This is a genomic window from Novipirellula rosea, from assembly GCF_039541335.1.
Lineage (GTDB): Bacteria > Planctomycetota > Planctomycetia > Pirellulales > Pirellulaceae > Novipirellula > Novipirellula rosea.
Window position 1 is genome coordinate 110,103 of record NZ_BAABGA010000107.1, and the last position, 22,574, is coordinate 132,676.

Below are 22,574 nucleotides of genomic sequence, written 5' to 3' on the forward strand. Positions count from 1 at the left end.
CAGTACGCCCAGCATGGGCGTGATCTTGTGGGGTGCAAGTCCCCTGTACTTAGTTCCGGTTTCTTTTATGGAGTCAGTATACCAAATGAAATTCTAACGAAAGAACAGTACGAGGCGAGGGCAACCGCGGGGAGGTGACGATCCGTGGGAAGGCAGCCTGCGAATGTGACCGTAAATCTGGCTAGCCGCCGAGAACAGCTTCGATCGGGCAATAACCGAATCGGACGAGCTTCAAAGCTAAAACCGTCGTCAGACACATTCACGCCAAGACCCGCCAGGCTACGAACAGAAACCCGATAGGAGGCCGACGTCTATAGGTGAGCAGGCTGCTGACTGCGAAACCGAACCGGAAGAACTAGCGTAGGTAGATCGGGAGCTTGGGCGGGGACAGATCACGATCCCTTATCTGGGGAGAACTCCAGGCGTACCCGTGAGTAGGGCTTGCCCGAAAGGCGGGGCGGAATGCGGTAACGCATGACGTGCCTGGAGAATGCAGCAGAAGTTGTAGTACCGATCCGCCAAAATCCAATGGCGGCGGGAAGAACCGAACGTCAACAGTCAAGGAACGAACCACCGATGACCTCAGAGAATCCGAACGCAGAGCAACTCGTCTTCGACTTTGTCGAACCGGATCACGCTGCGCCAAACATCCAGACGGATGATTCGGATCTGGCGGTCATCGAGAAGTCAGCCTTGGGCGATGATGCTCACAATCTGATGGAAGCGATTGTCGATGAAGTCAACATGGAAATGGCTTGGGCAAGAGTGAAGGCCAACCGTGGAGCCCCTGGGCCCGACGGACTTACGGTCGACGACTTTCCCGAGTGGTTTGCACCGCGTTGGCAAAACATTCGTCGACAACTACTCGATGGAACCTATCGTCCGGAACCTGTCCGGCGGGTGGCCATCCTCAAGCCCGATGGCGGCACGAGAGAGCTCGGAATTCCAAACTTGCTCGAACGCGTCATCCAAACCGCCATTGTGTTAGTCCTCACGCCGATCTTCGATCCGGGATTCTCTGAATCAAGTTTCGGTTATCGACCTTATCGCTCGGCGCAAGATGCAGCCAAGCAGGTACAGAAGATCATTCGCAGCGGTCGACGTCGATGCGTCGATATGGATCTGTCAAAGTTCTTTGATCGAGTCCAGCATGACGTGTTAATGGCACGCGTGAGCCGCAAGGTTCACGACAAGCGACTGCTCAAACTGATCGGACGCTACCTGCGAGCCGGAGTGATGATCGATGGGTTATGTCAACCTAGCGAAGCAGGAACGATGCAAGGAGGTCCGTTGTCACCACTCCTTTCCAACATCTATTTGGATGATCTGGACAAGGAACTGGAGCGGCGTGGATTGCCTTTCGTGCGGTATGCGGACGACTTCGTGATCTTCACCAAGTCGGATGTTGCTGCGCATCGTGTTTACGCGAGCGTTGAGCGATTTCTGACGCTGACGTTGAAACTGCAAGTCAATCACGACAAGAGCAGCGTCTGTAAGACGCAAGAGCTTGAGTACGTGGGCTACGAATTCCGTGGCTTTGGCGGACAGTTTCGCGTGAGTCGAAAGAAGCTCGACGCATTCAAACGGCGCGTCTCGGAGATCTTTCGTAGAAACCGAGGTGTGTCGATGAAGAAGCGTTTCGCGGAGTTCCGTTCTTACGCAATTGGTTGGCTTGGGTATTTCCAGTTAGATCAAGTCAAGACAACATTCAGTACGCTCGACAAGTGGCTTCGGCGACGGGTTCGAGCTTGTTACTGGAAGCAGTGGAAGAAGTCGAAAACTCGGCTTCGCAACCTGATGTCCTTGGGCTTGTCGTACCGGGAAGCTCGTCCGTTCGCGTTTAGCGGCAAAGGCCCATGGCGTCTTTCCAAGACGTCGGGAGTCCAGCGTGCGTTATCGAACGAGTATCTCAAAAGTGAGGGCTTACTGAGTCTACTAGAGCGTTGGCAACAGCTTGCATCCTCGCGGCGAATCGCCTAGTGCGGACCCGCATGCTAGGTGATGTGGGAGGGGCCCCGGAGCAATCCGGGCCCCTATCCCGATCATCCTTGTTCTGTTGCGGTCACTGGTCGACGCTAAACAGCACCGAGCGATTGGCAGTCGCCGCCCGACTGAAGAGATCGCGAAGTGCAGTAAAGTACGACCAAGTATATTTGAAATCCTCGTCGGACAACGGCACGCCATAGTCTTGTTGGTCGATGGCGTTGTAGCGAGTTCGGAATTCTGATTCGCTGAGCGGTGCAATTGCCTCAGAGACTTGTTTGACGTTCGGAGCATCAACGAAGGAGACAATGTAGTCGTCGCCGACGTACACCCGCGATCCGTTGAGGACGCACCAGTGAAATGGCGTTGAATCATCATCTGAGAGCGTCCCGTCGGTGAGACAGCGATGAATTGTGTCCCATGCTTTGTCAGTTTCGCATAGCCATTCAGTGTCCCATTGCTCTTCGATGTCCTCTTGAATGAAGCTGATGACGTCGCCCTGCGATTCAACGATCGCAAGTAGTTGCTCCCGTTGTTCGTCGGTCAGTGCGAAATGGACACCACGGCAGGCCATCAGAATTCCTATAGCAACAGAACGAATTGCGATAACCGAGTCGCGGGAATTGATTGTCCAGTGCCAAGTCGCCCGGCTACCGCGACTTCGGTTGATCGCATGGTTCGCCATCGATGCTCGTAACGACACCGACGATACGTGACCTGAATGTGTTGAAGTCTAGTGCGTAAACGACGGGGAAAACTTTTGTTTCTCCGGACTCGCTGGGGATTGCAATAAAGCGTCCAGTTTCATACGCGGTCATCGTCCACTCCTCGCCATCTAGACTTTCAGGTTTGGATGGCATTGCGTTTGTTCGTATTGGGACCGCTGTGTGATCGCTTGTGGGCCACTTCAGAAACTCTGCTTCGATCTGGTCATGCCCAAACTCAACGCTCTCGGCGAGTTGTTTTCCGTCTACCTCAAAAACGACAAATCGAACAGGGGATCGCATGTAATTTGGCACACGCGACACTTCTTGCACTTTCCAGCGACCACGTAATTGAAGTTTCGTCGCGAGCGGTTTACCCAGCCGTCCTACGAGAGTGACTGATTTCCCAATTTTATTCCCTATGTCATCGACGCGTATCACAACGTGCGGAATCGGCGACGGTTGTGGCGAGACGACGGGCGTGACCGGAACAGGTCTCATTTTGCTCGCTTCCGGTGGGCTCGTCGAAGGCGGTTCCGCACCTGCGATATTGCTCACTACATTTGCAAGCGATGCTAGAAGCAAGCAAACCATAAGTTGTCTCATAAATTGCTCCGACCGGGCGAACGACAGTCATCACCGAGAACCGCCAATGTGTTTTCCATTAGTAAACGCGCCAAGCGGTCCTTCGGTGGATGACATGGTTATCCCTCGTTTTCTGCAGACCCATCGTCGGGATTGAAGGTGTATACGTTCTCGCCCAACTGCATCACGGTGGGAATTCCCATCTCGATCAATTGCATTGCGAAGTTCTCGATCGGAGGAGTTGTTGCTGGATTGTAGCCAACGTAAACATCGATACGACCGTAAAATTGAAGGTGCACCACGAACAGTCCGAACTGATCCGCATCAGTGAACTGATACGTGAATATATCGGGATTTGAGCCGTGCCTTGGCGTTCCTTCCAACTCTTGAGCGACTTTGTCGTGGATAAACCGTTGGAATTCGGCCGCGTTGTGATCGCGTATGCTCGTGTAGCCTAAAATGGTCCGAGTCGATCCGTCAAAGCGCTCTCCGAATTGATCGAAATACAGCTCGCGCGCGATGTGATCGAAGCAGTTGTGCAGCCTCTCGTAATCTGGAGTTGACCAGATCACATCGATGAACTGATTCGGGCCGAATTCGATCCACTCCAAACGTGGGTCAATCATTGTGCGCTCAAGCAACTTGAAAGAGGTGCGATATATCGCACGATTCACCTTGGTGAATTTATGTTTGTAACCAATGGAATTGTTTCCAATGATGCCAGCAAGGCTTACGAGCAAGAATTCGTCTTCAGACGACTTGGCGGTGTTGTGTTGGTCACAAGATGGGACGGTAATGAGTTGGGTCCGGTAGTCTCCATCGACGTCTTTTGACTCGGGGAACAGACATTTCGGTGGGACGTGTTCCTGGGACGTACTGACCTGCTCACACATGTAGCAAGTCTCTTGCGAAGACATCGTGGCACTCCGTTTGTTCAAGCCAGTTTGATATTCAACCAGTGGACGTTCGCACGAAGGAGAAGGTTCGCTGATTGGGGTAACGATGTAATTATTACCGGTTGGCGGGGTGATAATATGATTTCTGGGTTGTTATCGCCGGTTGCACCTTCGGTACGGTCGGTGACACTGCTGGTGTTATCGCCGGGTTGGGAGGACTTATCGCCGGTTGCTTCAGCCCCGATGATTATCGGCGAAGCCGCACCCAAGGTCAAACAATATTGACGTAAACATTCATGCGTTGAACGCTTTGACATCGCTGGAGTAGTGTTATGAAATCAATCCAGGAGAGTTGTGATCGCTCCGTTGGGGCGCGAGGGTATGGCTGGATTGCCGGTGACGAGTGCGGAGAGCGGTCTATTAACGAAATAGTGCACCAAAAAACCGTGAGGTAAGGAATGTCTACTGCTAGGACGATACCACTCGAATGCAACGCGAGCGGTTGGAATGTGTTTGCCTTGCCGTTTTCTTAACAACATTCGCGGATCGATAAAACGTCTCCCGTTCCGTCACCGTGGATAATGTGATCCAGTACTGTGATTCCGAGCAACTTTCCAGCTTCGGTCAGTCTGTTCGTGACTTCGTGATCTTCGCGACTCGGCGTCGTGTTTCCGGAAGGATGATTGTGTGACAACACAACCGCAGATGAACCTTCAATGAATGCGGGTTTGAATACTTCACGTGGATGAACGAGTGACGCGTCCAATGTACCAACGGTAACAATCACGACGCATTGAACTCGGTGTTTTGTATCGAGACACGCGACCACAAACTTCTCTTGATCGTTTGCGGGATTGTCGGCCCAATAGCCCTTGAAGAACGCCATGGCATCTTGTGTACTCGTCAAGCATGGCCTGCTTTGCAGTGATCCTTCGTATATGAGAGACACCCTTTTGACGGATGCATACTGATTACGTATTGCATTTGAAGATGCCACCTGGTTTGCTGGCGAACTCTCGATGACCCGTTGTTCCTTTGGAGCTTCAAAAAGCAACGACAACTGCACTGCTTTCTTCAAAACGGCTGGACCGATTGGTTCTGAGTATTCAGGAACAGTCGATGGAGTTTGAGAAGTTTTCTTCATCACCTGCGACCTACAACATGTAGCGGAGAGGGAAAGAAAACCGTAGGTTGAACCTTTTGAGGTGCACACTATCGGTTACGGCTCAGCACTTACCGCTAAGCCGTATCGACAGGTATCACGTCTGCTCGAAGATTTTATGTCGCATGCAAATTTGTAAAGAACGGATGATGTGGCTGCGGCGTTGGCTGTGATCACGAGTCGCTTCAAACTCCATGCGGAAGTCGCCGGCAGTGATCACGCGTCACCAAACGTCAGAGGAAGTCCAAAAGATTTCCGACCAATTTCGTATCACATCCTGCGAATGAGCGCAAGCAATCGATTAGAACGAACGTTCTAATCCGCTTCAAAATAGTCGGATTTTTGGAATGATCTTTATGCTTGATAAAGGACGTTATCATGCGCTATAAGGAAAGCAGGGGATCGCGGGAATCCCCGTTAATTCTAGCATGGAGGTAGTCAAGAATGGAGTCACACAACGAATCGAAGATTGTACTAATCGCGGAGACTTTTCCGTCGCTCACGAACGCCGATGGCGTATCGCCATGGAATCCAAATCGGCTCGACGTTTGGGCGAGCGAGCTTGGTCGGACTGACGTCGCTGTTCATTCAGCTCGATTCCTGTTGCGGCTTTGGAATTCAGACTGTGATTGGGAGTGCGGTCGATTCGACGCCCAGGCCGCAATTCGAAGCTGGGATCGCGTTCACCGCCGAGCTTTTCTTGATGTGGCAACTGAAAATTTATTGCTCGCGACTTAACTCGAATCACGATGACTGAAACTAAGCTTCCGTCAATCAAACTCGATACAACCATTTCAACAACAAACGCCAAGCAAGTTCCAGCGATCATTGGGCGAGCTGGAGCTGGAGCAAAATTCGCCTGGGATGAGTTCTTCTTTGCCAAAGTGCGGAGCCCCCACACTCGGCGAGCCTATTTGCGATCGATCAATCGGTTTCTTGGATGGTGCGATGAGCAATCCCTCGAACTGAAACACGTCTCCCCTGCCGACGTTGGTCAATTCATGGACTCCCTCGACCTAGCTGTGTCGAGTAAGAAACAATCACTTGCTGCGATAAGACATTTCTTTGACGGCATGGTCAATCGCCATGCGGTGATACTAAATCCTGCCGCATCAGTTCGCGGTGAACGATACTCCGTTGTCGAAGGCAAGACACCCGAGATCACCGTCAAGCAAGCAAGAGTCCTGCTCCAATCGATCGATGCGACCGATGTGGTTGGATTACGCGACAAGGCAATCATTTCAATCCTTATTTATACCGCCGCACGCGTCGGTGCCGTTTCGAAGCTCCGGGTTAAAAATCTTTACGACAGCGGCGACCAATACTGCTTGCACTTTGACGACAAAGGCGGCAAGTCTCGCGAAATCCCCGTCCGACATGACCTTCAGAACCTGCTGTTCGCCTACTTGCAGCGTGCTGACCTGCAGCTCGGTCACAACGACACCCGCCCTCTTTTTACGACTTGCATGCGCAAAACAAAAGAACTCACGATGCGTCCGATGACCGCTGGCGACATCGGACGCATGGTTAAGAGACGCATGGCCGCATGCGGTCTGCCGAGGCGATTATCCCCGCACTCATTCCGAGTAACGACCATTACCGATCTGCTCGAACAAGGAGTTCCGCTAGAAGATGTTCAAAACTTGGCTGGTCACGCCGACCCAAGAACAACTCGACTCTATGATCGGCGAAAGAAGAAAATTACCAGAAATATCGTCGAACGGATTTCTGTTTAGCACTATGCCACCAGAAAGACGCACAAGATCGTTCGAGTTTAACGTCGGGTTTGACAATTCCTTGGACTTGCAAATTTTGAGTGAGAGGTCAATATTGTTACAGCGTAATGCCTCGGATTAAGATCCGGCACATCCAATAACGTAAACGTGATCTCGATACTTACGTTAGGCGTTGAAACACGATATCGATAGTTCAACAACAGCAGACCGAAGTCTGTCCTCACCGGGAAACTTGATCAATTCGCAATTGCTGGGCTGACTGATTCGAGGTTCATTGTGTTTTCCTTTTTCGACTGAATATCGTCGTCTAAGCGTCGCAAGCGAACCAACGAACGAGATAGATGCCTATCTCGCACTCATTCATCGTAAGGTACGGCAAACACAAAACATGATGTCGCATTAAATTCAACGGTCAAGCGACAGAAAAGGATGTAGTGATTCGCAAATCACGTCTTGAGCATATGAGTTCCAAACTCATTGGAAGCAGTACTGATTGCAAATCATACGGAATCTCACGTCCGAAAAGATGGTTGCATCAAATCGCTTGACCAGCGAGCGTAGACCGAATACACCGGCGTGCCTGCGCGCAAGTCGGCTGGTAAACAATTTTAGGAAACTAACAAGCAAAGCCGGTATACATTTCCGTTCCCATCAGGATACAACCCTTCCCCGGAAAAAGCCCTCATCAATAACCACGTCGGAATTCAGGTCTGATAAGATCTTGCGGATGGACGATTGCGGTTTCGATCTGCCATTAACAAACCAGTTTCAAGCCAACGTTTCGGAAACTCTGATGTCAATATTCGTCTTCCTTACTGAACAAGTGAAAACTGATGCTCGTCGCCACGGAATTGATCCTCAGCAATTGGAGGTATTTCAGTCAGAAGTGGAGAAATCGCAAGCTTTAGAACGATTTGGACGACACAATCCATCACCGTGTTTAGTTCGAAAAAAGGGATACGGAAAACGCAACCGGCTGATCGCGATCCGAAAGTCGGTCGACGAACACACGATTGCAGTGCTGCTACGCATCCTCATCAAAGGCACCAATGAGTACCAGACGACATTCATGCATGACCCCGCTGGGTATGTGATGTCACAATACAACAGTCTGTTGACGGACGAACAGCTCTCGGCATGGGTTGATGAGCGAACTCGGGTCAATCCACCTCCAGCGCCACCGGTCATTTCAGCCGCTGAGCTGGATTTCCTTTGGTCACCTGCTTATCCACAGCCTGACCAGGACGTCATGGTTTGCGAGACTCATGAGTTTGTAAACGACCTGGCAGTCGAAGCAATTAACCAGCAGCAAGTTCGTATTCCGGGAATGATCTTACAGGGATTGCATTCGACCGAACACGAAGTTGTCTATGTCAGATCAAAAGAAGACAATCAACTTGGCATGCTTTGCTTCCGCTCCCCAGAAACAAATCAGTGCATTTTAATTCGGTTGTTCTACCGAGCATCTGAGAGCGATGTTCAAGACGAGATGACTTGCTGGCAGGAGTTGCTGGGACATTCCGATCGTGAAACGACACTGCGGTACTGCAGAGTCAGCTACCCTAGTCTCTTTTGCTATGATGACTCGTCGTGGTTGTCGATGCACAAGAAAGACAGTGACAGCGATGGAATTGCCAATCTCTCACTTTCACCAGAAGAAGGCGAAATATTACAATCTTGCAATCTGATTGAAGGCGACAATGCGGGTTTCCCTCTCTTTATCAATGGGAGGGCTGGCAGTGGAAAATCAACATTATTGCAGTATCTTTTTGCTTTCAGTTTCCGTCGCTGGGCAGATAAATTGCGAGAGATGGATGATATGACCAGCATTTCGATCCCACTATATCTGGCCAGTAGCAAAAGCTTGCTCGACAAAGCGAGGCAATCTGTCCTCAGTGTTATTACGATGAATCACAGCCAACTTCTGGGTGATCCAATGTCGCCGGAGCTACTGGAAGATTTGACAAATTCATTTAAACAAACTTCCGCGTTCATGCGTTCACTGGTACCGGATGAACACAAGGAAAAGTTTTCGATCGAAAAGTACGTGGACTATGCCAAGTTTCGCAAACTCTGGACAAACCGTTTCGGGAAAGAGCAACAAGCTGTGAAGCAGTACGGCCCGCAAATTTCGTGGCATGTCATTCGAGGTCTAATCAAAGGAATCAATATCGACGCAATCATGGAGAGAGACGACTACGACGAGCTTCCACGAGACGAAAAGACTATTACGCAAGAAACGTACGAACTGGTCCATGATCGAGTTTGGACCGCGTGGTACGAAGCACAATTCTCAAGCGGTGAAGGATGGGACGATCAGGATTTAGTTCATTTTCTTCTGGATGAAGATCTGCTTCCACGAAGTCACGTCGCGATATTCTGTGACGAGTCTCAGGATTTCACTAGAGTCGAGCTCGAAGCCATTTATCGCTGCTCCATGTTTTCGAACCGCCTGATTGCGACCGAGAACGCGAGGAAGATACCATTCGTTTTTGCAGGCGACCCATTCCAAACACTTAACCCGACGGGCTTCCGCTGGGAGTCTGTGCAGGCGGCGTTTACGGAACGTATCGTGCAATCACTGCACCGTTTCGATGCACGCGTCACAACTCCAGAGTTGCACTATGAAGAGCTGACATTGAACTACCGTTCTGCAAAGCGAATTGTATTTTTCTGCAATTCGGTACAGGCCGTTCGCGCATTGCTGTTCTCGCACAAGTCGCTGCGCCCGCAATCCACCTGGCGGCTCGAAGACGATAAGAACGCTCCTGTGTTCCTGAGAAAAGAAGATTCGTCAATCGAACATTCCCTTGCCGAGCAATTAGACCTCGTTTTAATTGTGCCTTGCGAAGAGGGCGAAGAGGAAGAATACGTCAAGAACGATAGTTACCTCAGTCGGATCGTTAAGCTTGACGACGATGGGGTGCCAATGAATGTTCAAAGTGCCGCGAGATCGAAAGGTTTGGAGTTCAAACGCGTAGCACTGTACGGATGGTCCAAACGTGTTGAAGCGAAACGCATCAGCGATTTATTGCAGCGCACCGACTCGAGTAAAATTAAAGACGCAACGGTCGACGAAAAACTGGGACTTGAATACTTTATGAATAATCTCTACGTGGCAGCGAGTCGTGCGCAACGTCGACTGTTCATCATTGACGAATCGGCGTCGCTTGACACAATCTGGTGGATTGTTAGTGACCAAGATCACCTAGACCGAACCACGTCGAAATTGCATAGCGATTGGAAGGGAAATGTTGGCCCTATGATACGCGGTGATAGCGATAGCTTTGAACACGACAAAGATTCGCTTAGCAATCGCGCGCAACAGCAAAAATCGCTTGGGCTGGCGAAGAGCGACTACATTGACATGAAACAGGCCGCAGCGTTGTTCGACATGGACGGAAATCGTATTGAGGCCAGCATCTGTTCGGGTTATGCCTATAAATTTGCAGCCCGTTACAAAGAGGCTGGAAAACACTTTGAAGACGCAAGCAAGTTAGACCTCGCGATGGATGCATTTTGGCAAGGCAAGCATTTTCGCGAACTGTCTTCTCTGGCAGAACGACACATTGACATCGCTGCATTGCCCAAATGTCAGATAGCAAGTTTCTTGATCGACATGGGTTCGTCACCAAGGCAATTGAGCGAACTACTCAGGCGATTGCTTGAAACGTATCATGCAAGTCCTGCGTTTGCCTCTGAATTGAGAACAACACATTGGCTCGAAGCAATCGAAACTACGCTACAACGCGTTTTCAACACCAAAGGCGCGTCTTCGCTAAGTGCAGTTGATGCATCATTGGTAGCTGATCCGCTACGGGAGCTCGTCGGCTGCGGAATTCGCATTGACCGAAACTTGCTTGCCGATGCATATTTTGCCGCAGAAGAATTTGACGAAGTTGTTAAGTTGCTGGAAAGCGACCCTGGGGCATCACGGTATCGTGAGGCGAGAGCAAGACAAATCCTTGCTGCCGAGGGTGATCGGTCGTTGCTAACCACCAGTGAAGCGAGTATGGTCGGTGAATATTTGCTAAAGGCAGGTAGGCTCGACGAAGCGGCTGAGTTTCTGTACCTCGCAAGAGAAACGTCACGTACCCTTGAGTGTGCTAGGCTGGCTAGTCAGGACAGATCAAAGCCGAATCAGCGATTGAGCGAGGTGGCACGATTCGCTTTGCGGTCGCTAATCGATGCCGGTGATTGGTCAACGATTGTTAGTTTCGTCGAAGATGGTGTTGCGATCGTTGCTCCAGGTAAAGAAACACTTAAGAAGAGCAAGAAATCCGAGTCGGCAAACGCGATACGCGAACAGATCGAGAAAGCTGGATTGCTGTGGACCCTCGTTATTCCAGCGTTTGCCGCGAGCGATGATCTCAGCCGTTCCGCAAGAAGCGAGAAGCAAAAAGTGCAGGAATTTCTTTCGCGAATCGTCGGAGCCAATGTATGGCAGAACAAAGTCGAGCGTCGCACCATGGGGGCCGCAATTGAGCGAGCCGGTCGCGACGTTGATGCATTGTCGTTCTACGAAAAGTGGCGAGACTCCAACCCTGACCGCCATGATCGCCTCTATTCGGATAATCGTTGGGTCGTTTGCAAGCTCCGGCAAGCTGATCAGCAAGATGCCGAGGGGCAGCGAGATAAGGCAGTCGCATATAGGCAGGATGCAGCAAAGGTAATGAATCGTCACGGATGGACCGAAAGCGACATCGGCGAAGAGTTTCCGCAGCTCGCTCGTGCGACAAGTAAAGCGATCGAAACGAATCCTGTCCCTCAGGCTGCTCATCCTACGACATCCCCAACTTTGGACGGAAGGATGAGAACTGCAAACCTGGGCGTTTTAGAATTAAAATTCATACCTTCAAAGGGATGGGTCAATATTGCAGATGATGATGGGCTTCAAGCTCGAGTGTTTCTCATTGATCGCAAAGCAGAATCGTCGGACGTGAAATTTGCAAGTCCGAATGACAATCAGCTTGTGTGCGATCAATGGAAGTTAAATGTGGAGTGGCTAGCATCTGGACCAATTCGTTTCAGCAAGGGAGATGAGGCACTCGACTTAATTGAGTCCTCCTTCATTCATGCCGCAGACGCTAGTAACCGGCTGCTTTGAGATCCCCGAAGTCGGGTTTGATAAATTCTTCGATGTTTCGTGACGCCAGTATTTGCGAGACAAGACCATGCTAAGCTTGAAGGACTTTCTTCAAATCGCCGAGGCAGCTGAGTATCTTGGCGTTTGTCAAAAACACGCTGCGGAATTCGGGACGCGCCGGCTAAGTCACCGAGTACCGAATCCGAAAGAGCGACGAGAGTATCTGCACTTCTGATCGCCGATCCGCATCCAGGTGCGGTTCTCGGGGCAAATCGGTAACTGCCATGATGCGGATCTGGACATTAGTTCCCGCCTTGCAGCATCCTATTTGCGAAGAAGCGTTTGCTTTATTACGTTCCATTGCTCCCCAGGATCGCGTTTGGTTGCACTGGGGAATGCCTCAATTGGCGTATCCCATCTTTCGTGATCTCGCATCGACGATCGGCCGACTGTTGAAACTGCAAGAAGAAGTGCTATGGGACAACTCTACCGCCGGCGCGCCACGACCTGGGCGATCGAACCATCGACAAATAGGCCGTGCCTCGCCTAGTCCGAAGCATGGTGGACTGGGAGACGCTAACCAATATTGAATCGACTACTTGGATTTAGACGTCACTTCCTCGTCATTTTTTGCAGGGTCTCGCTTCTCCTTCGTCTTCCCTGAGGACGACTTGTCTGGTTGCTGGTCTTGCGCGGTCTGTGGTTCAACGTGTTTGCGTAGCCCGTTCGTCATGGTTCTCACCTCATTTGAAATGCAGAAAACATAGTCCGTTTTGGACTATTCCTATTTCGACTATACGCTGTGCGGCTTTTGGGGACAAGCGGCGAATGGAAAAATCAATAGTTTCACCTGAATATGGTGTACTGCTTGATCTGTTGAGACAGCGACGAGCAAAAACGGGACTTACCCAAGTGGAACTGGCAAAGCGTATCGGTGAAACGCAATCGCGGGTCAGCAAAATCGAGCGGGGCGAGCTTCGTCTGGACGTGATTCAATTGAGAAGTATCTGCAGTGCAATGGGAATCGACTGGATCAAATTCCTACGAACGTTCGAGAGTAAACTCGAAAAACCACGGTGATCTGCGACTATCGGCTACCGAGAACCTGCCCGCATCGGACATAGTATTTCTGCAGGGTGTCACGAGCTCCCAGCAGAAGCACGGCGAACACAACGACGACTCCGAACAATTCTTCGATCTGGAACTTTCCGTAAATCCAACGAAATGTTGCTGCAAACGGTAACGCAACACAAAGATTGGCGTGAAATTGATAGTAACGGTAATGACCGTTGACCAAAATCGTTAATGCGTTATGGGATTGTTGCAAATGAACAAAACCAAGATCGTCAGGCTGGACACCTGTTAGATGCATCACCGGATCAACAACGAGCCATCGCACCGTGCTGACAATTACGCCCAATCCTATTGACGCTAAGGTCGCGAAAAGAAATCCGCCAATCGTTGGGCTTGTGGCAACCGATCCTGTCAACCAAGTTGCAATCGTGTCGGAGCCATAGCTGAAGCCAAGCAGGACAATCCAGCCTGGGATCACGTAGGCGATTAGAATACCAAAACTGCTTTCGTTAACTTCCATGGCCGAACGCTACCAATATTGGGAACTATGCGCAACGACAAAAGACAAATGTCGCACATCGTGGCATCGTTTCGGTCGGCAATTCCCATTGTGTCACGGCGTCAAGGTCCGCTGAAGCCTTCGCTGGCTCAGGCTTCTCTCTCGCGATCTCCGATCGCTCGTGACCGCTGCTGCTTTCGCGTTCGCGAAAGACTCCACCTTGACTTGCCGTGAACCAGGGTTGGGCAAGCCGACGGCGGGCTCAATCAATCATCGCTTCGACTGCTGCCGATTCACGGGCGAAGCACTTCCACGGAGGTACATGACTAGAACCAAAACCAAAAAACTGAAATTTGATGACAACTTCATTCGCGAAGTGAATGTCAACTACCGAACGACAACCAGCGAACGAATCAGCATTAAGGCGCCATGGCAGGTAGCTGACTTTGTGCGTTCGGTGATGATGGATAACAGTCGTGAACACTGCGTCGCACTGTATCTCGATGCGTCAAACCAGATCGCAAGCTACTCTATCATTTCGATCGGCGGAGCGAACTCTGCACCCATTGCACCACGCGAGGTTTTTCAGCGGGCGGTGCTGATCGGAGCGATTAGCATCGTATTGGCGCACAACCACCCCAGTGGCTCACTTGAACCAAGCGTCCAAGATCGTGACGTTACCGAACGCATGAGAGAAGCGGGTGGCGTCATGGGAATCAGAATATTGGATCACGTGATTGTGACTGATCAGGGGTTTCGTTCGCTCAACGACGGGTTTTGTGGCTGGTAGTCGTGTTCTCACTCCAGCGGGTGAAGCATGGCTTTACCCGCATTTTCCACCGCGTCCCCTGCCTAACGAACAATCAAAGGCGTGCAGCGATCGCGACTGATACGACCTGCTATCGACAGCCAAATCTTTGCCACGGAATTTTGGCATGATGAAACCGAAACCGTGCCCCTCCTTTCGAACCACCAGCCTGTTCGCAATCTACGTTGGCCAAGCTTCAGTTAAGCAGGTCGTTGAATCCGATCGGCGAGGCCACATCACTGCTTTCAAACAGAAATAAGATTTTAGTTTTCCGTCGGCTGGTCTCATTGTACCACGGCATCAAGGTCCGCTGAAGCCTTCGCTGGCTCAGGCTTCTCTCTCGCGATCGTCCGATCGCTCGCGACCGCTGCTGCTTTCGCGTTCGCGAAAGGCTCCACCTTGACTTGCCGTGGACTGGCTCTTTGCAAGAGCCGACGGCGGGCTTTCTCAAATAAACAATCAACTCCCTGAATTGCCGGCTTAGGGAACAACAAGGTAATGCAAACATGAAAAAACAAGATGCTATTCTGACCATAGACAACTCACTGGAGGCACTCAACGACGCGTTGAAGCAGGGACGCAATGAGATCATCGACCAATATCTCACGGCGACGGCCAGCTTTCATCGGTATTCATTTCGAAACGTAGCGATGATTTACTCCCAGTTTCCGGAAGCCACTTTTGTCGCAGGTTACAACGCTTGGAAGAAACGTGGGCGGTGGGTTAAGCCGGGTGAATCAGGAATTGCGATTTTTGCTCCAATGGCGTCCCGAAAGTCTGACCATTCGGCTAGCGACCAAAAGGGCGACGAGGCGCAGACGGACAGTGAGTCGGAGAACGTGTTCGGATTCCGGGTGGTTTACGTGTTCGACGTTTCCCAAACCGATGGAGATCCGGTAATCGAACCTGCTCCAATACTCGGCGAACCGGGACACAACTTGGACGTGCTGATAGATATCTACCGAGAACTGGAAATCAAGATCACTTTCACGCAGTTGCCGGAGACTGTACATGGCTACTCTCTGGGAGGAGAGGTACGGATCAACGATGACTTGGACGACCAAGAAGCATTTCGAGTCTTGGTTCACGAATTGGCTCACGAGTTGATGCACAAGGAAGCCGTGTTCTATCGCAGCACGATGAAACCACTAGTTGAAACCGAAGCGGAAGCCGTGGCATTCGTAGTCTCGACAGCTTGTGGCATCGATCATCTTGACCGCAGCGCCGACTACATTGCTCTACATCAAGGTGACTCAAAATTGCTAGGCGAATCCTTGACGAGGATTCACGAGACCGCATCAAGAATCTTGGCGCTGATCGAGCAACGAATCGGTGACCGCGAGTACGAACGTCATCTGGTACATGCGGCGTAATCAGTTTCCGTACAAACAACCTTGGGAATGTTGTCAACGAATAGTTGGCAACTTCCCACTTGCCGGCACACGGGCACCTGCGTCGACCGACGCGGCACCGCCCCCTCCCTCATATCCTGTGGAATCAAGGTGCCGCGCATTCTTATCTGAATGGACTAGCTTTCCGTTCCGATGACGCCGAGGTAACGGTCGCCGCGACGTACAATTATCGTGGTACGCCCGTGCTGTTCGAGCGACTCGACGATTGAACGCGCGCTATCGGGAAGCGGCGGACCATCGACCTCTGCGAATAGGTGGTCTTTGCCAATATGAACCAAGTCGCCTTCGACGGTCGCTTGAATCCCGCGTCCGGTAATGCTTTTTAAATCAGTCGCTTCTAAAATATCTCCTCCACTCCCATTCTTTTTCTAGAAAGTCGTGAAGAAAACGTCGGGGTCGTGCATCCAATGAGCATCAAAGAAGAGATTCCTTAGTGGGAATCCTTTTAAAGCTCTTGGATCTGTCCGCCATGAAACGTCGTCACACCAATCCCGCCGCTCGATTATTTGCTGCTTTTGCAGTGATCGCGGTGCTGTTGGCATCTTCGTCGTCCGCTCGGGCGGGATCTCACGCGGCGAAACCTTGCCCTCATTTGTGCTGCCACTCGCAGCCGGTCGGACACAGTTGCTGTGACGGCGAGCCATCACACGAATGCCCCACGATGGCACCCTGTGAGACGAATGTCTGGCTGCCGCCGCGAACCTCTGGCGACGATTCGACGCCTCGCAGTTCGGATTGCAGCGACTTCTCGCGGATTATTTGGAAGACTGAATCGGTCGTTCTCGGCAGGTCTGTTTCGTTGGTCCGCCGCAACTCTCTGATTGATTGGCACATTCGTCTTCAGATTTAGCGGTTGGCTCTGCTTCGACCTTCGAAGCCAGACCCAAACCAAAAATGAAGATGTAACTGTTTCCAAATCGGTGCATGTCGATGTCGGCTGCGCCATCAATTCTGGAGTTTCCAAAATGTTAGCGACTGTATTTTCTGCTGTTTTGTTTGCCGTTTCGTTCGCCCCTTCGGGCAATGTTGATGCCGCCGCCTCGGCTGAGCCGACGTGTTGTGCCAAGCATGCGTACTGCTGCACGGTTCATGCACCATGCTGCGGCAAACATGCTGAAGTTAATGCGACCACAGACGAATTTTCGAGTGCAACTTCTCAACCCACCTGCTGTGCTAAGCGTGCTTATTGCTGCTCGGTGAACGCACGGTGCTGCGGGAATCACGCTGAAACGAAAGCCGCGACCGGCGATGTCGCCAGCACCACAGGTCAACCGACCTGCTGTGCAAAGCGAGCGCACTGCTGCAGCGTTGGCGCTGCCTGCTGCGGCAAAGGGTCGGCAAGTGCCACGGAAGTCGAACCTGCTGAACTCAGTTAATCGCTTCTGATTGCGCTGCATCCCACATCAGCCGGGCGAGCCTGAAAACTCGCCCGGCTTCTTAATTTAAGGTGCCATGATGGACACGTTCAAAAACCGATGGCATCAGTTGCCGATTAGTCGGCAACTGCTTGTTCTCGTCACTGCGATTCTCTTTGGGTTTGTCGTTTCGTTTCTTGTCGTTGACTACCGACTGCGGATGGATCGGCATTTGCACGAGAAGCAGATCGCGTTGACCGAAGAAGCAAAAACGATGTACGAATCACTGTTGGTCGCCGAAGCCCATGGAGGTGTCGCGATTCAAGATTTGGTTGACAACGTTTGTGCTCGAATGAACACAGACGATTCGCCCGGTCACCATATTGCTGCGGATTGGCGAGGCCTGCCATACCAAGCGATCTCTCATGGGCATGCTTCCGACGAAATGCTCTCTGCCATGCGTTCGGCAGCTGATTCAATAGGCACCGAATCGAATGCCAACGGCTCACTCGTTGTCGGGCCTTTCACGGGACCCGCGGGGACTGTCTACATTTCCGAGAAGCGTTCAGCCGTTGTGGGAGCAACACGTCGCTCGTTGTTGATCCAGATGTTTGCCGTCTTGTTGCTCGGAGCGATTGCAGCCTTCGTGGTCAGTGCGGTGCTGCGGCAATTGATCGCCAAACCGATCCAAGGTTTCGTTTCGGCGCTACAGGGTGTTGCGTCCGGGAACCTGAGCGTGATTGCACGCGCGCGAAGCTGTCGAGAACTGAGTTGTCTTGCCAATCAGATCAATGCAATGACTGAGGCGTTGGATCACGCTCAGCGGGACCACCGCGTTCACATGGAAAAGGCACGCCAGATTCAACAGAACTTACGCCCCACATTGAATGGACTGATTGGAATCGACGTCGCCGAGCTGTTTGAACCGGCCGACGATGTTGGCGGCGACTACTATGACGTGATTCCGTTATCCGATGGACGCTATCTACTTTGTGTAGCCGATGTCTCGGGACATGGCGTTCCAGCTGCGATGGCGGCGACATTGTTGAAGGCGTTCGTGTCGGAAGCGGCAAAGAAGTCGTCCAGCCCCGCTAAAATATTGACAGATGTCAATCAGCGTTACTGCGAGTACGTGATGATGGGACACTTTGCAACGATGACGCTGCTGGTCGTTGACCCGAACAAAAGACAACTGACGTACGCCAATGCCGGCCACGAGTTTCCGTTCTTGCAGATTGGAAGCGACACTCCAGTGCGATTGACCGTGGGCAACTTGATCTTGGGCGTCGAGGACGACACCCACTACGACGAAGAAACCATTCCACTCGGCGATTCGGCTCGCTTGGTCATCGTAAGCGACGGAGTGACTGAAGCGTTTGATCCAAGTGAAGAGCAGTACGGCACCGAACGAATTGAGCAATTGATGAACGCAGTCCAGAGCTGCAATGCCCGTGAACTGGCTGGAGCGTTCGTGTGCTCACTCGACGCCTTTCGCAAAGGCCGAAGGGCGTTCGATGACACAACATTGTTGGTGGCACAATTAGCTTGAATGAGCTACAGTATTGTCGCCGATGTGCCGCTCGATTGTGAATCCAATGTCTTCGCCACCGCCAGCTTCCGACACGGCTTCGCCTTTGCCGCCCTAGAATCCGTCAGCGGTCAACCACTTCGTGCGTTGTGCTATATTGGCCACATTCTTGAGGTTCTCGATGGCAGCACACTACAAAATCAGCCAATTGGACAAGGCCGCTGGCATCCCGGCAACAACTGTCCGCTATTACGAGCGAATTCGGTTGGTCGTGCCGGAGACGAGAAGCACAGGAAATTACCGGCTCTACGGCGATGAGTCTCTCAAGAAGGTGATGTTCATTCGTGCCACTCAGGCAATTGTCTTCACCCTGGAAGACATCAAGTCGCTGTTGGCGACCGAGAGCGGAAGGACGCCAACTTGCGGAAGAGTGCAGAAACTAATCGAGGCACGATTGACCGACATTGAAGACAAACTCAAGGATTTGCGGCACGTTCGCAAAGTGTTGAAGTCTGCATTGGTGGAATGTCAGCAACATAAGAAGTCGGACTGCTGCCACGTTGTGACTGAGCTTCGCGCAAAGTAGGTTGAGACGTGGAGTCGAACACACTGATTCTTCATTTTCCAGGTCACTCAGTGAGATTGCGATGCGAGCAAAATTCTTTCGTGCCTCCCCCTACGCCGACGATGCGATGAATCTGCCGGTTCGCAGCATCGACGAAGCGATTCCGTTCTACGATTCTAAGATGGGATTCCGCGTTGTATCCCGATCGGACGACGATCCGCGTCGTATCGTGCTTCAGCGAGATACAATTCAGATTGGTCTAGCTGAGAACGGTGGCGATCCGTCGCAAGAGGGCTGCTTCTTTGAAGTCGATGACGTAGAAGTAGCGTTAGCTGAGCTTCAGTCGTACGACGCCAGCCTGAACGCCGACTTGAAAACACAGAAGCACGGTGAAACGAATTACCGATTGTTCTTCGTCGTCGCTCCCGACGGTTTGTGCTATTGCGTCGGTGAAGCACTGAAGTGAGTCAAGTGTTGAGGAGCACCCCCCTTTTTACGTCTCATACATTAGGCTCCAGTGCTTTCCTTAACTCACGCCGAGCCCGGTTCAGTCGCGAATCAACGGTTTCTTTAGGAATGTCAAGTGTCGTAGCGATCGCTTGATAGGACAAACCGTTCTTTTCCTCGAGCGTAACGATCGCACGCAGATCGTGATCGAGAGCAGCGAGTGCTTGGCGCACTTGATTGGCTCTTAGATCGTGTTCGGCGACGATGCTTCTCACGCCGCAGGTGTTGTAACGCTTCGTTGGTCGCCAGCCGGTACAGCCAAGTCTCGAATTTTGAGTCGCCACAGAACTGGTCGAGTTTAGAAAAAGCACGCAAATAAACCTGCTGCGGCAGATCGTCGGCATCTTGCACGCCGTCCATCCTCACCATCAACCGGTAGACCCGATCGCTCGTCGCCCCATGGATGTCCCGCCGCGACCGCCGACCGCAGCGGCTTTCACCGTCGGAACGCCGATAGAATCATGAGCAGGTTTTCCATACGAATCTTCAATTGTCACGATTCTGCCAATACCCCACAGGGGTAAGCAGCCGTACAGAACGGAGGCTTCCCGCGGTGATTTTCTTTCCATTCGAGGCGATTTCGCCACTGCAAAGGAAGCGTCGCAACCTTTATTTTCTACGGGGTCTTTAGAGCACTGATCGCCAGTTGCTATAACTGATTGCGGAAGTTTAACGTAAACATCGAGGCGTAACCTATGTTCTCCATACCAGCATTCTGACTCAATCGTTTCCGGTCGATGAAACTGGAGGCGATGCAGTAACCGAACGGACGCACCGGCGTCGGACGCTGGTGAATTTTGGAGGCCTTCCGTCGTCACACGATCTTCGTCAACAAATGCGAATGACTAAATCTACCTCAACAACATTCTTGTCACCTTCCTCCTCTGACGAAAATCTAGCACCAGACAATTTCTATCTTTGGGGCTATCAGCCGCATTTTGCGGTCTCGCTACGTATTGGAGCGAAACAACTTTTCGATCGACTGGATGAACGCTTAGCTCCTGATGCCTTTCTGGTAGCCATTCATTCTCAGCCGAATGGCAAAGCTCCAGTGGTCGTTGTTGAACCACCACATCATTCGGTTCAGCCGTCCGATTTGGCGAACGTACTGAGTCTTGCACGAGAGTCGGAAGCATCCATACCTGGAACCGACTACGCATATGCCGAAGGAAGTAAGCGAGGTGAACTGTGGGCAGAAACGAGTCGCAAGCGAGATTTTCGGCATCGGGTTGGTACTGCTCTTTACCAAACCGTGGCAGCAACCTACACGCATGTTGGGCGACGCGTGGTCGTTTCGGCGGGACGTGATTGCGGACCGTATTTTTTATACACGGTGTTGAGTTTCGACCAAACGATTCGCGATGAGTACCCGCACCTTCAGCAAGGAAAACGTGAAAGTTACGCGATAACCAAGTGCCTTGTGGACGCGGTAGCAGACCAGTTTTCACGTCAATGTTGGGAAGCGTTACCGCTCTCATTTGATGGGGCAGGACATGTTGAATTCCCAGCTTACGAGGCGACCCTTCGATCCGCAGCCGAGTCGTTCATGCACACGCCGTTTGCTGCTTGTGACAAGTTCGACAGTTTTCATGATGGCTTTCAAATTGGCAACGAAGTCTCATCGCTAACCTACGAAAAGGCTGTCGGGAGAAGCCGCCTGCTTTTATGCCGACGCGGACATCAGAATATCTCGGTTTCGCTCGGTTTTACTGATCCGATCCCGCTGCGAAACTATCGGGCGGTGCGAAAGATTCTTGAACTTGCCGGAGCCGACGAATGCCTCTTGTGCGATTCCGAGAGTGTTTATGGTCTGGGCACCGTTTGTGGAACCTACGATCCGACCGATGAAGACCTATTCATCATCGAGTTTGTCGGCCACGCGAAATGGGAACTAAAACATGCTGGGATTTCGTTGATGCGAGTCGAACACGGTGTTCCGAGTTTGCCAAGAACGAAGAAGCGAAGTCAGCAAATTGCGGAGACGTTCGAGCGTCTGTTCCCGGAAAGCCATGTATACAAGACTTCACTAATGCGACTTGCCACTGCCGCTTCAGAACTCTCGCACGGAGCGATCGTTATCTTTGCTGAGGATGCGGAAGAGGAAGCCGCTCGCTTCGGCAATCAGGCAACATGCATCACCCCAAAAACGTTGACGCCAGAACTCTTACAGCAAGCGTCGAGAATTGATGGTGCCGTTCTGGCAGCGCCAGATGGTATGTGTCACGCAATCGGCGTCATTCTGGATGGTGCCGTCAATCCAAAAGGAACTGCTGATCGTGGAGCCCGCTACAATTCAACGGTTAGATATGTTCTTGGACACGAACATCCTTGCATGGGAATCGTCGTTTCAGATGATGGTTCGATTGACACGGTCCCCGCCTACGTTTCAAGGCAATCTCGACACGAAATCGCAATGCAAATCGAAACGCTGCAATGCATTGCTTCTGAATCGCCGGTAGCTCAGCGTAAGCTCAATGAGCAATTGGATTGGTTCTGCTCGAAACGGTTCTATCTTTCACCGCAACAGTGTGAATTACTGAATACGATCTTTCCGGACGCTCAGACAAAGGCAGACGGAAGTTCAGCAAAACGAGTGTTCCATGCGTTCGAACCCGATCCGGAGATGGACGACAGCTACTTGAAACCATGAACAATTTGAAGTTTGCAATCTGTT

At 51.5% G+C, this 22,574-nt stretch carries 18 protein-coding genes and 1 pseudogene; 11 read left to right on the top strand and 8 right to left on the bottom strand.

The genetic code is table 11. The features are described from left to right. Positions 1-576: 576 nt before the first annotated feature. Entirely contained in the window at positions 577-1,980 is a 1,404-nt protein-coding gene (ltrA, locus tag ABD971_RS30675) for a group II intron reverse transcriptase/maturase (RefSeq protein WP_345327487.1), read from the top strand. An 82-nt stretch (positions 1,981-2,062) separates the two neighbouring features. On the opposite strand, the gene ABD971_RS30680 is transcribed toward ltrA, so the two are convergent. From ABD971_RS30680 to ABD971_RS30700, 5 genes are all read right to left on the bottom strand, one after another. Then, positions 2,063-2,557: a YfbM family protein gene (locus ABD971_RS30680; protein ID WP_345327488.1), complete on the bottom strand. Its 495-nt coding sequence runs from the start codon at positions 2,555-2,557 to the stop codon at positions 2,063-2,065. Between the two features lie 76 nt (positions 2,558-2,633). Then, entirely contained in the window at positions 2,634-3,188 is a 555-nt protein-coding gene (locus ABD971_RS30685; RefSeq protein ID WP_345327489.1) for a hypothetical protein, read from the bottom strand. Positions 3,189-3,391: 203 nt separating this feature from the next. Next, complete coding sequence (locus ABD971_RS30690) at positions 3,392-4,189, bottom strand: hypothetical protein (RefSeq protein ID WP_345327490.1); 798 nt, start codon at positions 4,187-4,189, stop codon at positions 3,392-3,394. A gap of 508 nt (positions 4,190-4,697) precedes the next feature. Continuing rightward, positions 4,698-5,075 (bottom strand): JAB domain-containing protein, encoded by a 378-nt coding sequence (locus ABD971_RS30695; RefSeq protein ID WP_339943602.1) that lies wholly within the window; start codon positions 5,073-5,075, stop codon positions 4,698-4,700. A 754-nt stretch (positions 5,076-5,829) separates the two neighbouring features. Then, positions 5,830-6,042, bottom strand: coding sequence for a hypothetical protein (locus ABD971_RS30700; RefSeq protein ID WP_345327492.1), 213 nt, complete (start codon positions 6,040-6,042; stop codon positions 5,830-5,832). A 37-nt stretch (positions 6,043-6,079) separates the two neighbouring features. On the opposite strand from ABD971_RS30700, the gene ABD971_RS30705 reads away from it, so the two are divergent. The 3 genes from ABD971_RS30705 (at position 6,080) to ABD971_RS30715 (ending at position 13,232) form a co-directional block, all read left to right on the top strand. Continuing rightward, complete coding sequence (locus ABD971_RS30705; RefSeq protein ID WP_345327493.1) at positions 6,080-7,066, top strand: tyrosine-type recombinase/integrase; 987 nt, start codon at positions 6,080-6,082, stop codon at positions 7,064-7,066. Positions 7,067-7,793: 727 nt separating this feature from the next. Continuing rightward, positions 7,794-12,173, top strand: coding sequence for a hypothetical protein (locus ABD971_RS30710; RefSeq protein WP_345327494.1), 4,380 nt, complete (start codon positions 7,794-7,796; stop codon positions 12,171-12,173). A gap of 807 nt (positions 12,174-12,980) precedes the next feature. Beyond that, the gene (locus tag ABD971_RS30715; protein WP_345327495.1) at positions 12,981-13,232 is read left to right on the top strand and encodes a helix-turn-helix domain-containing protein; all 252 of its coding nucleotides are present in this window, start codon (positions 12,981-12,983) and stop codon (positions 13,230-13,232) included. Positions 13,233-13,239: 7 nt separating this feature from the next. On the opposite strand, the gene ABD971_RS30720 is transcribed toward ABD971_RS30715, so the two are convergent. Further along, positions 13,240-13,746, bottom strand: coding sequence for a hypothetical protein (locus tag ABD971_RS30720; protein ID WP_345327496.1), 507 nt, complete (start codon positions 13,744-13,746; stop codon positions 13,240-13,242). Between the two features lie 301 nt (positions 13,747-14,047). On the opposite strand from ABD971_RS30720, the gene ABD971_RS30725 reads away from it, so the two are divergent. From ABD971_RS30725 to ABD971_RS30750, 6 genes are all read left to right on the top strand, one after another. Further along, a complete protein-coding gene (locus ABD971_RS30725; RefSeq protein WP_345327497.1) occupies positions 14,048-14,515 on the top strand; it encodes a JAB domain-containing protein in 468 nt (155 codons plus the stop codon). 524 nt (positions 14,516-15,039) lie between these two features. Then, positions 15,040-15,906 (top strand): ArdC-like ssDNA-binding domain-containing protein, encoded by an 867-nt coding sequence (locus ABD971_RS30730; RefSeq protein WP_345327498.1) that lies wholly within the window; start codon positions 15,040-15,042, stop codon positions 15,904-15,906. A 508-nt stretch (positions 15,907-16,414) separates the two neighbouring features. Continuing rightward, complete coding sequence (locus ABD971_RS30735) at positions 16,415-16,795, top strand: hypothetical protein (RefSeq protein ID WP_345327499.1); 381 nt, start codon at positions 16,415-16,417, stop codon at positions 16,793-16,795. A gap of 605 nt (positions 16,796-17,400) precedes the next feature. Beyond that, positions 17,401-18,849, top strand: coding sequence for a PP2C family protein-serine/threonine phosphatase (locus ABD971_RS30740; RefSeq protein ID WP_345327500.1), 1,449 nt, complete (start codon positions 17,401-17,403; stop codon positions 18,847-18,849). Positions 18,850-19,009: 160 nt separating this feature from the next. Beyond that, on the top strand, positions 19,010-19,414 hold the full coding sequence (locus ABD971_RS30745; RefSeq protein WP_345327502.1) for a MerR family transcriptional regulator: 405 nt from the start codon (positions 19,010-19,012) through the stop codon (positions 19,412-19,414). Positions 19,415-19,475: 61 nt separating this feature from the next. Next, positions 19,476-19,859 carry a VOC family protein gene (locus ABD971_RS30750; RefSeq protein ID WP_345327503.1) on the top strand — a complete coding sequence of 128 codons (384 nt, stop codon included), beginning with the start codon at positions 19,476-19,478 and terminating at the stop codon, positions 19,857-19,859. A gap of 34 nt (positions 19,860-19,893) precedes the next feature. Here ABD971_RS30750 and ABD971_RS30755 read toward each other — a convergent pair whose 3' ends face one another. Then, positions 19,894-20,115 carry a sigma factor-like helix-turn-helix DNA-binding protein gene (locus ABD971_RS30755; RefSeq protein WP_345327505.1) on the bottom strand — a complete coding sequence of 74 codons (222 nt, stop codon included), beginning with the start codon at positions 20,113-20,115 and terminating at the stop codon, positions 19,894-19,896. Between the two features lie 52 nt (positions 20,116-20,167). Then, positions 20,168-20,269: pseudogene (locus ABD971_RS30760) on the bottom strand (RNA polymerase sigma factor); the annotation flags it as partial. Between the two features lie 472 nt (positions 20,270-20,741). Here ABD971_RS30760 and ABD971_RS30765 point away from each other — a divergent pair. After that, a complete protein-coding gene (locus ABD971_RS30765; protein ID WP_345327506.1) occupies positions 20,742-22,550 on the top strand; it encodes a diadenylate cyclase in 1,809 nt (602 codons plus the stop codon). Positions 22,551-22,574: the final 24 nt, after the last annotated feature.

Coding starts and splice junctions, on each gene's coding strand:
- ABD971_RS30765 (WP_345327506.1), top strand. CDS start 20,742: ATGACTAAATCTACCTCAACAACATTCTTGTCACCTTCCTCCTCTGAC.
- ABD971_RS30680 (WP_345327488.1), bottom strand. CDS start 2,557: ATGGCCTGCCGTGGTGTCCATTTCGCACTGACCGACGAACAACGGGAG.
- ABD971_RS30720 (WP_345327496.1), bottom strand. CDS start 13,746: ATGGAAGTTAACGAAAGCAGTTTTGGTATTCTAATCGCCTACGTGATC.
- ltrA (WP_345327487.1), top strand. CDS start 577: ATGACCTCAGAGAATCCGAACGCAGAGCAACTCGTCTTCGACTTTGTC.
- ABD971_RS30705 (WP_345327493.1), top strand. CDS start 6,080: ATGACTGAAACTAAGCTTCCGTCAATCAAACTCGATACAACCATTTCA.
- ABD971_RS30725 (WP_345327497.1), top strand. CDS start 14,048: ATGACTAGAACCAAAACCAAAAAACTGAAATTTGATGACAACTTCATT.
- ABD971_RS30740 (WP_345327500.1), top strand. CDS start 17,401: ATGGACACGTTCAAAAACCGATGGCATCAGTTGCCGATTAGTCGGCAA.
- ABD971_RS30685 (WP_345327489.1), bottom strand. CDS start 3,188: ATGAGACCTGTTCCGGTCACGCCCGTCGTCTCGCCACAACCGTCGCCG.
- ABD971_RS30745 (WP_345327502.1), top strand. CDS start 19,010: ATGGCAGCACACTACAAAATCAGCCAATTGGACAAGGCCGCTGGCATC.
- ABD971_RS30750 (WP_345327503.1), top strand. CDS start 19,476: ATGCGAGCAAAATTCTTTCGTGCCTCCCCCTACGCCGACGATGCGATG.
- ABD971_RS30690 (WP_345327490.1), bottom strand. CDS start 4,189: ATGTCTTCGCAAGAGACTTGCTACATGTGTGAGCAGGTCAGTACGTCC.
- ABD971_RS30715 (WP_345327495.1), top strand. CDS start 12,981: ATGGAAAAATCAATAGTTTCACCTGAATATGGTGTACTGCTTGATCTG.
- ABD971_RS30730 (WP_345327498.1), top strand. CDS start 15,040: ATGAAAAAACAAGATGCTATTCTGACCATAGACAACTCACTGGAGGCA.
- ABD971_RS30735 (WP_345327499.1), top strand. CDS start 16,415: ATGAAACGTCGTCACACCAATCCCGCCGCTCGATTATTTGCTGCTTTT.
- ABD971_RS30710 (WP_345327494.1), top strand. CDS start 7,794: ATGGACGATTGCGGTTTCGATCTGCCATTAACAAACCAGTTTCAAGCC.